Origin of the sequence: Idiomarina aquatica (assembly GCF_003987185.1) — a bacterium.
Lineage (GTDB): Bacteria > Pseudomonadota > Gammaproteobacteria > Enterobacterales > Alteromonadaceae > Idiomarina > Idiomarina aquatica.
In genome coordinates this window covers 47,546-60,060 of sequence record NZ_PIPS01000004.1, presented here as the reverse complement: position 1 = coordinate 60,060, position 12,515 = coordinate 47,546, and the positions used below count along the sequence as shown (strand labels likewise).

The following is a 12,515-nucleotide window of genomic DNA, read 5'->3' as shown; positions in this document are numbered from 1 at the left end:
AGTCTAACGTCAGGTTGGTAATTATTTGCAGTTCAATACAACCTTTTGGGTCATGACAACGACTTAATGTATACCGTTAGAGGCCGTCACGAGGTGTCATATGAAAGCAGGTATTGGAAGTTTGGTATTAGCTGTCTCTTTGGTTTGTGGTTCTGCGTTGGCAGGTGAAGTACGAGAGCCATCTCACAAAGTGGAACAGACCTTTAAGGTCAGTCCGCAAAGTTACGCAAGCGCTACTGGTTTGCGCGGATCTGTGCAGCTCGCGCAACAGGAAATTGCGTTGCAACTGTGGCAAAGTAATCGGGCATTAACCGCTGCCGAGATCATGGCCGTCGGCGCACGAGCTGAACAGCAGTTCCGGGTCGCCGCTACACCGCAGGGCGCCGGCGGTAAGTTAGTTAATGGTGCATCGCAGAAATGAGCGCTTATCAATAAAAAGGCAGCCACTGAAGGGCTGCCTTTTTCTGTTGTTCCGAAACGTTTATTGTTTCGGCATCTCCGCATGGAAATCCGATAACTGTTCAATGACCTCCATATTTGGAATGTCGGCAAACGGCTGATCGGCAAACTTTTCACCGCGCAGTTGTACAGAAATGCGCGCCGCATTTGGATCCAGTAACGTGGCCTGGTAGAACGCCTTTGCATCGTCCAGTGTAAGTGTTTCGACCGCATCGATAAGCTGTTGCTTACTGTTAAAATCGAAACGTTGCATACTCCAGTCCGACAGTAATGGTGCTACCTCTTCATTAAGGTTTTTCGGAGGCTCATTCAGGGTTACCAAGGTACTGGCTTTGAGCTGCTCGAATTTTTCTGTCGATAACTCGCTGAGCTGAGTCCAGTATTCTTGCTTAAACTCGTCGAAACGAGCCTGCATATCGGCCACATTTTTCACCGGTGTCTGAATATAGAGGCCAAAACCACTGTACGTATCCAGTGACGGCGCGAAGGCACCGACGGCATAAGCCAATTGTTCTTCGGTTCGCAGCGTATCGAACGCAGCGGTCCGGAAATGGTTCTGCAGCACGGTACCGGCGGCTTGAGTGGCAAAACCCGGCTCAGGGTGCATGTGTACATCGACGATACCGACGTCAGCCACTTCCAAGTCTTTACGTAATACCACGGAGGTATTAGCCTGGGGCTCGTAAAAACGAGCATAGCGGTAATCGCTGATGGTGCGATCCGCCGGCAGTTGAGCGCGGATACGTGCAACGGCGCGATCAACGTCTTGCTGGTTATAGTTACCGAAGGCAAAGGCTCGAACGTTGTTGGACGACAGTAATTCTGACATAAATTGTTCCAGATCGTCGGCGGCCAATGACTGGGCGGTGTCGATCAGCGCATCCTCCGCAAAACTGCCTTCGCGAATAACACTGCCATAAGCATCAAACGATTGGTACAGCGGGAACTGTTGCCCCCGGTTTTTTAAGCCCCGGACATAGCGATCAACGGCCTGTTTGAAGGCTCTTTCGTCCACCTCGAAGGTCAATTGTTCGAGTGCGCGGCTAAGCAGTTCGGGTTGCTTATCGGTAAAGCCCGATACCGTTAGCGTCATGCCAACGCCGTTTGCCAGGCTCAGGTTCATACCAGCAATACCAGCTTCGGTATCAAGTGCGCTGGTGTTTAAGCTGTAGAGGTCGCGCCAGATTGCAGCAAGTACATGCTTATCAATATCCGTTATGGTGGCCGGATTATTTAAGTTAACGGTAAAAATGCCGCGCGGCTGGTCAGCAAACTCCTGACTCGGATACTGCCAGACCGTGAAACCGTCTTCGTCGATGACAACCTCTGGTTTATCAAAAGCTTCGTTATCACGCAGAGCGAAACTTTCCGGCAGCAGCTCATTGACTTTCGGCAGCGTGACCGCAATCTTCGCGGGCTGTTGATATTGTTTCAACTGTTCGTTATCAAGGTTGACGACCTTGTACTTACCATCATAGAACTTCAGTTCGCTGTCATGCGGCTCCTGTTGGCTGATATACCAGATACGCAGCCGTTCAGGGGTGAGTTGATCCAGCACATCATTGATGGCGTTCGGGTTAAAGCGCTGGAATTCGAACGGTGCGCTGATCACGTATTCCGCCGGATAATTCTGCATGGCTTCGGCAAGGGATGAAACGTAGCTGAACTCATCACCTTTCTCGAGAAAGCGGAAGCGGTTTTGTAAGCTGGTACGAATTTCTTTGAAGTATTTTTCGTCAACGCCGTTTTCTTTAACTTGCTCGATGTAGTTCATCATCACGCGAATAATCTCTTCACGTTGCTGCATACCGGCATCGGTCAGTTCAAAATCAATCGAGAGCACGCCGTAATTTTCATAATAATCTGGTGCTGCCGACGCATTGAGGCTGGAAATCAGGCCTGCCTGCTTCAGTGTTGCAGCCGGTGTGCCAGGCATTTCAGAGCCGAGCAAGTAAGTGACGTATCGGTTGGGCTTAACCGCAAACTGATCTTGGTTGTTACCAATAATAAATTCCAGTTTAAGCTGTTTGACGTCTTCGTTTGGCACATAGTGAATGCGTTTTGAACCCACTTCGGTAAAGTCGATGGCATCGGTTACTTCAGGGTTTTCGATGTCATCATTTTCAATGCTGGCAAAATGTTTACGAGCCAGTGCTTCCATTTCATCCAACGAACGGTTGCTCAGCATGGCAACTGTCATGATATTGGCGGAATAATACTGGTTGTAAAATTTTACCGTTTCTTCGTGTAGCTTACTGTCTTCTTTGTCGCTTAACGTTTCCAGGTTTCCGATCAGGAACCGGTTAGCGGGATGATCGCCCAGTAGTGCGCGGCCCAGTTTAAACTGACCGAAGAAGTCCATTTCGCGGCGCATTGACCACTCAGCGTTAACGGCATTACGCTCTTTATCAACATATTCCGGGTAAAGCATCGGTGCTTTAAAAAAGTCGGAGAAACGATCAAGACCTTCGTCATAGGCGTTGTTGTTCACCTTAAACATGTAGTTGGTAATATCCAACCATGTGTACGCGTTCTGGCTACCGCCGTTACTGCTCATGAACTCGCTGTAACCGTTGGTATCCGGGTATTTTTCGGTGCCCAGGAACAACATATGTTCGAGATAGTGCGCCATACCTTGCTGGGTCATGGGGTCGTGTAACAAACCGACATCGACACTCAGCGAGGCGGCTGATTTTTCGGTCGAGGGGTCAGACACCAACAGGATTTGTAGCTCGTTATCTAATGTGATGGTGCGGTATTCGCGTTGGTCATTCGGGCTTTTAATGACGCTCTCGACAGCCTCTGGAGCGGTGGTTAATGCGTTTTGTGCGGTTGTACTATCGGTGGGTGCACAACCAGCGGCTAACAATGCGCTGCTAATGGCAGTAGCAAGTACTAGTTTTTTCATGATGATGGTTTCTCAATACATGGGGTCATAGTGGTTAGTATGACTCTAGCATTAAGGCTTAGACAATCGCAGTGCTTCTGGCAGAAACTTTGTAACAGAGTTTTAACAACGCCTTACGGGCAATAAAAAGCCGGCATTATAGCCGGCTTGTGACAACGAGGAGTGCGGCTTAGCGCAGCGTTACGAACTCTTCGGCAGAGGTCGGGTGCAAGGCAACCGTAGCATCCAGATCGGATTTGCGGGCGCCCATTTTCACCGCTACGGCGAAGCCCTGTAAGATTTCATCCATACCTTCGCCGATACCATGAATGCCAACCACTTTTTCTTCCGGACCGTAGCACACCAACTTGAAATAACTGAGTGCACGGTGAGGTGTGACCGCGTTGTACATGGCGGCGAACGATGACGTATACACTTTGATATTGCTGGCGCCGTATTTAACGATAGCATCTTCTTCGCTCAGTCCTACCGTACCAATGGTGGGGTGACTGAAAACGACGGTTGGAATATTGTCGTAATCCATGTGCGCATCCGGCATGTCATTGAACAGTCGCTCAGCCAATTGCCGGCCAGCTTTGATTGCGACCGGGGTCAGCGCGGCAGCTCCGGTATTATCACCAACGGCATAAATACCCTGGACGTTGGTATTCTGGTACTTATCAACCTGAATAAAGCCGTCGGCATCCAGTTCTACACCCGTACACTCGATATTAATACTGTCGGTTGCCGGAACTCGGCCGATGGCCCAAACCAGACAATCAACGCCTTGCAGTGACTGTCCATTTTCATAGTGCAGTGTCAGTGTTCCATCGGCTTCTTTCACCACCTCTTTGACCGTGGTTTCGGTATGCAACTCGGGACCGTCTTGTTTCATCCGTTCGAGCAGGCCATCGGTGATGTATTTGTCAAAATTCCGTAGCGGGCGATCACGACGTACCAGTAAATGCGTGTCAGTACCTAACGCGTGAAACACGCCGGCGATTTCCACGGCGATATAGCCCGCGCCTACGACAGCGGCTTTCTTGGGCTGTTCTGTGAGAGCAAAGAAGCCATCTGAGTCGATGCCGTATTCCGCACCAGGGATCTCAGGAATCAGAGGACGGCCACCGGTTGCGATGGTAATGTGATCGGCGGTGATGTGCTCGCCATTCACTTCTACGGTACGATGATCGACAAATTTTGCGAAGCCTTCGATAAACTCAACCCCGTTACCCTGAAAGCCACGATGATAACCACCATGGATTCGTTCGATGTAGGCTTCACGATTTTTCACCATGGTGGCCCAGTCGAATCCTTTCTGCTCGACGTCGAAACCATAGGCTGGTGAGTATTTCAGAGCTTCTGCAACATGAGCGCCATACCACATGACTTTCTTGGGAACACACCCTACGTTAACGCATGTGCCGCCAACCGCTTTGGCTTCGATAACCGCCGCTTTAGCACCACGAATAGCGGCGCGGTTGGCTGATGCAATGCCGCCGCTGCCGGCACCAATTGCAAGGTAGTCATAATGTCTGCTCATACTGCTTAACTCCTGTAAAAAACCTATAAATGCGCTTATCTTGAAGAAAAACCCCGCATCATGCAATGCAGATACGGGGTGATGTTATGTGTTAATACCGATTGCGGTTATCGAAAGATCAGCGGTTAACGGCCGCCGGCAGGCAAATGCTCCTGCACAAACTCGGTCATCATGGTGCGTAAATGGGGGACGGTTCCCTCACCCTCGTAAATACCATGTGAACGATTTGGATACGCAAAAAACTCAAATTGCTTACCGTGTTTTATGAGCTCGTTGACCAGTCGTTCAGAACCCTGAAAGTGCACGTTATCGTCCCCCGTGCCATGTACCAGTAACAAGTCGCCCTGTAAATGTTCGGCATGCGTGATCGCCGAGGTTTCTTTATAGCGTTCGGCCGATTCCGGTAGCAAGCCGGAATAGCGTTCCTGATAAATGGTGTCATAAAGCGTTAAATCCGGTACCGGAGCCAGCGCCATGCCCATGTGATAGGTGTCGGGATAACGGAATAGCGCATTGAGGGTTTGTGAACCGCCACCGCTATGACCCCAAATACCGACTCGGTCAGTATCGATAAATTCCCAGCGCTCGGCCATTGCCTGCAAGGCGTCGTACTGATCACGTACGGTGATAACACCAAGATTTTTGTAAATGGAACGGCGCCATTCAAAGCCGCGTGGAGACTTAGTACCGCGGTTGTCTATGGAGGCAACAATATAGCCCTGTTGCGTGAGCATGGTGTGCCACAGGTAGGTTGATCCTCCCCATTTATTGGCGACGGTTTGACCCCAGGGCTCGCCGTAAACATAAAACAAAATGGGGTATTTTTTGCTGGGATCAAAATCTGCCGGACGCATAATATAGCCGTCCAGCGCAACGCCATCGCGCGCTTCGACGCGGAAAAACTCGAGTGGCTGACGCTGGATGTTATCGACAGCTTGCTGTACGTCCTGGTTAACAACAACCGGACGAATGACGTCGTGTTCAGGCAGTCGAACCATATGGGTTTGCGGTACCTGGTCAACGGCACTGAACGTGTGCTCGGCATAGCGACCGTCCTGAGAAATGCTGTACGCATGGGTGCCAGCCTGATCCGGAGTTAACCGCTGTAGCACTCCGCTGCCGTCTAAGGTCGCCCGGAATAAGTAGCGCTCAAGAGGGTTCTCCGGTGACGCGATAAAATAAACCCAGCCACTGGACTCATTGATTCGCAGGACTTCAACCACATCCCATTTGCCCTGGGTTACCGCCGTCATTGCGCCCGAAGATTTATTGACCACGTAGAGGTGGCGGTAACCCGAGCGTTCGGACAGCCAGGTGAAACGCTCACCGTTGTCCATAAATTTAACGTCATCGACATACTCTGCCCATGATTCTGTGGTTTCGCGGATCAGTTCCTGGGTTTTGCCGTTGTTAATGTCGCTAAGAAATACGCGATTAATGTGTTGTTTCCGGGTTAGCTGTTGAATCAGGAGTTGCTGATTGTTGCCCGCCCACTGCATACGAACTAAATAGTGTTGGCGTGGGTCACCGGGCGTTTGCATCCAGGTGGTATCACCGCCATTGGCGTCAACGACGCCGATGCGCATTGATGCATTGACCTCACCCACTTTCGGATAAGGAAACTGCTTGAGCGTCGGATAGAGCTCATCGGTATTGTTGATCATGGTGAATAACGGAGTGCCTTCGGTATTCAACTGCCAATAGGCAATATGCTCACCGTCGGGACTCCAGCGGAAACCATCACGAAGGAAAAACTCTTCTTCGTTCACCCAATCAAATGTGCCATTCACGATAAACTCATCGCCATCCGCGGTTATCGGCGTAATGTTAAAGTCAGTCAGGTCCTGTACGTAAATGTTGTTCTGCATCACGTAGGCGACTTTATCACCCTGCGGATTAAATTTAGCAAACTGTAGCGTTGATTCGGGTGCGTTACCACCTAACTGCCGGAGCTCGTTGCTGTTGCGATCAAGAACCCAGTAGTCACCCAGTGTATGAGTACGCCATGAACGCTTGGTGTTGGTAAAAATTAATACTTTGCTACCGTCGGCAGACCACTGATAATCGGCGATATCAAGGGCTCGTTCAGCCTCTTTAGGTGTCAGTTGTTCGGCACTGACCAGAACATCGCGTTGGTTGGTTTCCGGATGGTAACGAACAATATCCCGACCGTTAGCAGAGTCTGACGCTTCGAGAGTGGTATAGCCTGAGCCATCTTCCAACCAGCGAGTGGGCGCCGGATACTCTAAGCGGAAAGTATCACTGGCATAAATGGACTCAATGTTCAGGGGCTGGCGGTCAGTCTGAGCGATCTCAGTGACTGGCACCGTATCGGTACTACTGCAGCCGCTCAGCGAGATAACCGTAAAAGCACCGGCCAGCAAAGGAAGAATAAATGGTTTACAAACGGACATTGGTAAGCCTTTTTATTATTAGAAAACGATAGTTGGCACATGGGTGTCGAAATTTTTGTGCCTATGATGATAGCTTAACCGAACGCGAAAGTCAGAGGCTTGACTTGAAGATGAGACAAATAGCCCAATATCCAGAGTTAATCCGTAGATTATTACGTTAGATAAATTGATGAGGCAAAGATGAGCGATAACCCACTGTTAGCGGTGCACGAAAGCGGCGAGAGCCTGCCGGATTTTGAAGCCATTAAACCGGAACATATCGTGCCAGCGGTTAAGCAACGCTTGGCAGAGGCCAGAGGTACGATTGACGATGTGCTGGCGGCCGGTGACTTTAGCTGGAACGGGTTAGTGGAACCATTGACCGATGCCGACGAAGCTATTGAAAAAGTGTGGGCGCCTGTATCGCACCTTAATGCCGTGGTAAGTACGGCAGAGCTGCGCGAGGCTCATGATGCCTGTTTACCGCTACTATCGGACTACAGCACTTTTGTCGGTCAGCATCGGGGCCTATTCGATGCGTATCAGTCGTTGCGTCACAGTGATGAGTTTGAAACGCTGAGCGAGGCGCAACAAAAGCTGATTACCGATACCCTGCGTGATTTTCATTTGTCGGGCGTTGATCTCGACGACGCTGATAAGCAACGTTATGCACAAATCACCAGCCGGCTGTCGGAGTTGTCATCGCAGTTCAGTAATCATCTGCTCGATGCGACCCATGCCTGGACCTGTCACATTACCGATGAGGAACGCCTAGCCGGTCTCCCGGACAGCATCAAAGAAGCTGCTGCAGAAGCCGCCGGGGAGCAGGGTGGGTGGTTATTCACCTTGGACATTCCAAGTTATCTACCGGTGATGCTGTATGCCGAGGATCGGGAATTACGGCGGGAAATGTATTACGCGTTCACAACCCGGGCATCCGAGACCGGACCAAACGGTGGACAGTTCGATAATACAGAGATCATGAACGAAACACTGGCATTGCGGCATGAGTTAGCCAAGTTACTGGGTTTTAATGACTATGCCGAGATGTCGCTGCACACGAAAATGGCAGACAGTCCTGAACAGGTGCTGGCGTTCCTAAACGACCTCGCCGACAAATCATTACCGCAGGCGAAACAAGAATACGCTGAAGTTGAACAGTACGCTGCTGAGCAAGGGGTGACAGAACTAGAAGCCTGGGATGTGCCCTATTACAGTGAGCAACTAAAACAGCAACGTTATGCCATTTCTGATGAAGTGTTGCGGCCTTACTTTCCTGAGCAACAAGTTTTAAATGGGTTGTTTGAGGTGGTTAAGCGGCTGTTCGGTATGACGGTCAGCGAACAAAAAGACGTTAATAAGTGGCATCAGCACGTGCGCTTTTTCCGCATTCATGATGCCGATGGCAGACTGCGCGGTAGCTTCTATCTTGACTTATACGCACGCGCCGGCAAACGTGGCGGGGCGTGGATGGCCGACTGCGTTGGCCGTCGTAAAAAGCCGGATGGCGAACTACAAAACCCGGTTGCCTTTTTAACCTGTAACTTCAATAAGCCCGTGGGCGGTAAACCGGCGCTATTCACTCACGATGAGGTGGTGACATTATTCCACGAATTTGGCCATGGGTTGCATCATATGCTCACGCAAATTGATACCGCGGGCGTTTCTGGGATTAATGGCGTGGAATGGGATGCCGTCGAGTTGCCAAGCCAGTTTTTAGAAAATTGGTGTTGGGAGCCCGAGGCGCTGGCTTATATCTCCGGGCATTACGAAACCGGTGAACCGTTGCCAGAAGAACTGCTGGAGAAAATGCTGGCTGCAAAAAACTTCCAGTCGGCCATGCAAATGGTTCGACAACTTGAGTTTTCGCTGTTTGATATGCGCCTGCATTGCGAATACGACGAACAGCAGGGAGCACGTATTAATGACGTACTGCAACAAGTCAGAGAGCAAGTTGCCGTACGCATGCCACCGTCTTACAACCGTTTTCAGCACAGTTTTGGACACATTTTTGCCGGTGGTTATGCCGCAGGGTATTACAGTTACAAGTGGGCTGAAGTGCTCTCCGCAGATGCTTTTTCTCGGTTTGAGGAAGAAGGTATCTTTAGTGCTGCAACCGGACGTGATTTCCTAACGTGTATTCTCGAACGCGGTGGCAGTCGCAGTGCTGCTGACTTATTTGTCGAATTCCGTGGCCGCGAGCCGGAAGTAACGCCATTACTCCGACACAGCGGTATCGCGGCATAAGCCTTGATCCTAACTGGGGCTGGCGGCAAGCACCCAATTGACGATGCCGACCAGTCCCAACACCATAATAACGGCCAGAACCACGCCAATAACGATGTAGATCAGTGGGTTTCCATGCTGAAAGTCGCGTTGGCGATTGGACTCACTCTGCACCCCAAAAAAGGCGGCAATAACACTCAATATTGCGCTGATGATCCCGGGGCGTGACTTCCGCTCAGACATCACAGAGACGATTGTTGATTAAAACGTTCGGTCGATTTTTTGGCAGAGTCTGAACTGCTGAACAGCAACTCAAACAAATCAATAAAGTGAAATTGTGCAGAACGACTTTCACCCTTAGCCCAATTACTCCAAGTCACCTGGTTTGATGGCGCTTGGCATTGTGCCGCGGTATGTTGCGTTTCAGAGGATGACAATAACTTCTCACATTGCTGTGTAGAATTACTGACGGAGGTCACTGGAGAAGCTGGCGCCCACAACAAAAATCCGGCTGCAGCAAGGCTTAGCGCGGCGCTCGTGATTGTTATGGTTTTTATCGTAGTAGACATCGCTATCTTTCTCCTGTGTCTAGTGCTGATTAATTTATCAGCGATTTGTTACAATTACTAGCAATTTAAGAGAAATTTTTTTGTCGCAGTTTACCTGCTATAATCCGCGCACAATTTTTAGGAAGGTTACCGAAGAGGCATGAGCATGCAACCATGGATTGCGCCATCAATTTTATCCGCCGACTTCGCCCGTTTAGGTGAAGAAGTAAGCGCGGTGTTAGATGCCGGGGCTGACGTTATTCACTTTGATGTGATGGATAATCACTACGTGCCAAATTTAACCATCGGCCCGATGGTGTGTAAAGCGCTTCGGGATTACGGCATCACGGCGCCCATAGACGTACATTTAATGGTAAAACCGGTGGATCGTATCATCCCTGACTTTGCCGATGCCGGGGCGTCCATTATTACGTTTCATCCGGAAGCGTCAGAGCACATCGACAGAACCTTGCAAACGATCCGCGAGCACGGATGTCAGGCAGGGTTGGTGTTCAACCCAGCGACACCCTTGCACTATCTCGATCATGTGATGGATAAGCTGGATGTGATCCTGCTGATGTCGGTGAACCCGGGCTTTGGCGGGCAGTCGTTCATTCCGTCAACGCTGGATAAGCTCCGTCAGGTGCGTCAACGTATTGATGCCAGTGGCCGCGATATTCGTCTGGAAGTCGATGGTGGGGTTAACGTCAATAACATCGGCGAAATTGCTGCAGCGGGTGCCGACATGTTTGTGGCGGGCTCCGCAATTTTTAATCAACCGAATTATGCTGACGTGATTCAACAAATGCGTCAAAAAATTTCTCAGTCAAGTTCAGGAAACTAAGATGTCAAAACCCGTAGTACTCAGTGGATGTCAGCCCTCAGGGCAGCTTTCAATCGGTAACTATATTGGTGCAATCAGTAACTGGGTGAAAATGCAGGATACGCACGACTGCAAATTCATGTTGGTTGATTTACACGCCATAACGGTGCGCCAGGAACCACAAAAGCTGACTGAAGCCACTCTGGATGGCCTTGCCTTGTACCTGGCTTGCGGACTTGACCCGGATAAAAGCACCTTGTTCATTCAGTCGCACGTACCCGAGCACGCTGAACTCGCCTGGGTACTCAACTGCTACACGCAAATGGGTGAGCTGAACCGGATGACGCAGTTTAAAGACAAATCCCAGCGTCATTCGGGCAACATCAATGCAGGTCTGTTTACCTACCCTGCGCTGATGGCGGCGGACATTCTGATTTATCAGGCGAACGAAGTTCCGGTTGGTGATGATCAGAAGCAGCACCTGGAGCTAGCGCGTAATGTTGCAGAGCGGTTTAACAATTTATACGGCGAGGTATTTACCGTACCTGAGCCAATGATTCCGAAAGTCGGCGCGCGGGTGATGTCGTTGCAGGATCCCACTAAAAAAATGTCGAAATCGGACGATAACCCTAATAACTATGTAGGTCTGCTGGAAGATCCGAAAAAGATCGCGAAGAAGATAAAGCGTGCGGTAACTGACTCTGATGAACAGGCTAGAATTTATTTTGATCCTGCGGAAAAAGCAGGAGTCTCCAACCTGTTGAGTATCTTGTCGGCGGCGAGTGGACGAGCAATTGACGAGCTTGTGCCGGAGTACGAAGATAAAATGTACGGCCACTTGAAGACGGATGTTGCGGACGCTGTTGTGGCGATGCTTGAACCTATCCAGCAGCGCTATCAGGAGATGCGTAACGATCCGGCGTTTCTGCAACAAGTGATGAAGCAAGGTGCGGATAAAGCACGTGCCAAAGCGGCCACAACGTTGGCAGAGGTCTATAAAGCCGTAGGCTTTGTCCCCTACCCGGGCTAATACACCATGTTGGTGTTAATTGATAATTACGATTCGTTTTCACACAACCTGGCTCGCTACTTTAGAGAACTCGGTGAGCAGGTTGTGGTGTATCGTAATGACCAAGTGACGGTGTCGCAGTTGCAGAATCTGGCTATGACCGCGTTGGTGATATCGCCGGGTCCCTGCACGCCCAACGATTCGGGCGTTTCATTGGCGGCTATCGAAGCTTTTGCCGGGAAGCTGCCAATTTTAGGCGTGTGTCTCGGTCATCAGGCTCTGGCACAAGTATTTGGTGCCGAGGTTGTTAGAGCAAAGCGTGTGATGCATGGTAAAACATCACGGGTAACGCATACATCTAAAGGACTATTTAACAATTTGCCGGCGCCGCTGACGGTCACGCGCTATCATTCGCTGGTGGTTGAACCATCGTCACTGCCTAGCTGTTTTAGCGTCGATGCTTGGGTTGATAGCATGCAGTTCGGTCGGGAAATCATGGCAATTCGTCATACCGAGTTGCCGTTATACGGTGTGCAGTTTCATCCCGAATCAGTCATGACAGAGGCAGGGCATCAATTGTTGCAAAATTTTCTCGAAACACGGAATTAGCGGGAGCGTCACGCGTAA

General features: G+C 50.2%; 10 protein-coding genes. 5 read left to right on the top strand and 5 right to left on the bottom strand.

What is annotated here, in order from left to right:
- Positions 1-100 precede the first annotated feature (100 nt).
- Positions 101-421, top strand: a complete 321-nt coding sequence (locus CWE23_RS11350; RefSeq protein ID WP_126820317.1) for a hypothetical protein — start codon at positions 101-103, stop codon at positions 419-421.
- Between the two features lie 60 nt (positions 422-481).
- Here CWE23_RS11350 and CWE23_RS11345 read toward each other — a convergent pair whose 3' ends face one another.
- The 3 genes from CWE23_RS11345 to CWE23_RS11335 all read right to left on the bottom strand — a co-directional run bounded on the left by CWE23_RS11345 (position 482) and on the right by CWE23_RS11335 (position 7,303).
- Positions 482-3,367, bottom strand: a complete 2,886-nt coding sequence (locus CWE23_RS11345; protein WP_126820316.1) for an insulinase family protein — start codon at positions 3,365-3,367, stop codon at positions 482-484.
- A 169-nt stretch (positions 3,368-3,536) separates the two neighbouring features.
- A complete protein-coding gene (gorA, locus tag CWE23_RS11340; RefSeq protein WP_126820315.1) occupies positions 3,537-4,889 on the bottom strand; it encodes a glutathione-disulfide reductase in 1,353 nt (450 codons plus the stop codon).
- A gap of 125 nt (positions 4,890-5,014) precedes the next feature.
- On the bottom strand, positions 5,015-7,303 hold the full coding sequence (locus tag CWE23_RS11335; protein ID WP_126820314.1) for a S9 family peptidase: 2,289 nt from the start codon (positions 7,301-7,303) through the stop codon (positions 5,015-5,017).
- 180 nt (positions 7,304-7,483) lie between these two features.
- Here CWE23_RS11335 and prlC point away from each other — a divergent pair, with 180 nt between their 5' ends.
- Entirely contained in the window at positions 7,484-9,529 is a 2,046-nt protein-coding gene (gene prlC / locus CWE23_RS11330) for an oligopeptidase A (protein WP_126820313.1), read from the top strand.
- A gap of 9 nt (positions 9,530-9,538) precedes the next feature.
- On the opposite strand, the gene CWE23_RS11325 is transcribed toward prlC, so the two are convergent.
- Both CWE23_RS11325 and CWE23_RS11320 read right to left on the bottom strand, forming a co-directional pair.
- Positions 9,539-9,751 carry a DUF2970 domain-containing protein gene (locus CWE23_RS11325; protein WP_105307383.1) on the bottom strand — a complete coding sequence of 71 codons (213 nt, stop codon included), beginning with the start codon at positions 9,749-9,751 and terminating at the stop codon, positions 9,539-9,541.
- Positions 9,751-10,077 (bottom strand): hypothetical protein, encoded by a 327-nt coding sequence (locus tag CWE23_RS11320; protein ID WP_126820312.1) that lies wholly within the window; start codon positions 10,075-10,077, stop codon positions 9,751-9,753. The genes CWE23_RS11325 and CWE23_RS11320 overlap by 1 nt, the downstream gene beginning before the upstream one ends.
- Positions 10,078-10,222: 145 nt before the next feature.
- Here CWE23_RS11320 and rpe point away from each other — a divergent pair, with 145 nt between their 5' ends.
- From rpe to CWE23_RS11305, 3 genes are read left to right on the top strand one after another with little or no spacing between them, the layout of a single operon-like run.
- Positions 10,223-10,900, top strand: a complete 678-nt coding sequence (gene rpe / locus CWE23_RS11315) for a ribulose-phosphate 3-epimerase (protein ID WP_105307381.1) — start codon at positions 10,223-10,225, stop codon at positions 10,898-10,900.
- Between the two features lies 1 nt (position 10,901).
- Entirely contained in the window at positions 10,902-11,909 is a 1,008-nt protein-coding gene (gene trpS, locus CWE23_RS11310) for a tryptophan--tRNA ligase (RefSeq protein WP_105307380.1), read from the top strand.
- Positions 11,910-11,915: 6 nt separating this feature from the next.
- Positions 11,916-12,497, top strand: coding sequence for an anthranilate synthase component II (locus tag CWE23_RS11305; RefSeq protein ID WP_126820311.1), 582 nt, complete (start codon positions 11,916-11,918; stop codon positions 12,495-12,497).
- Positions 12,498-12,515: the final 18 nt, after the last annotated feature.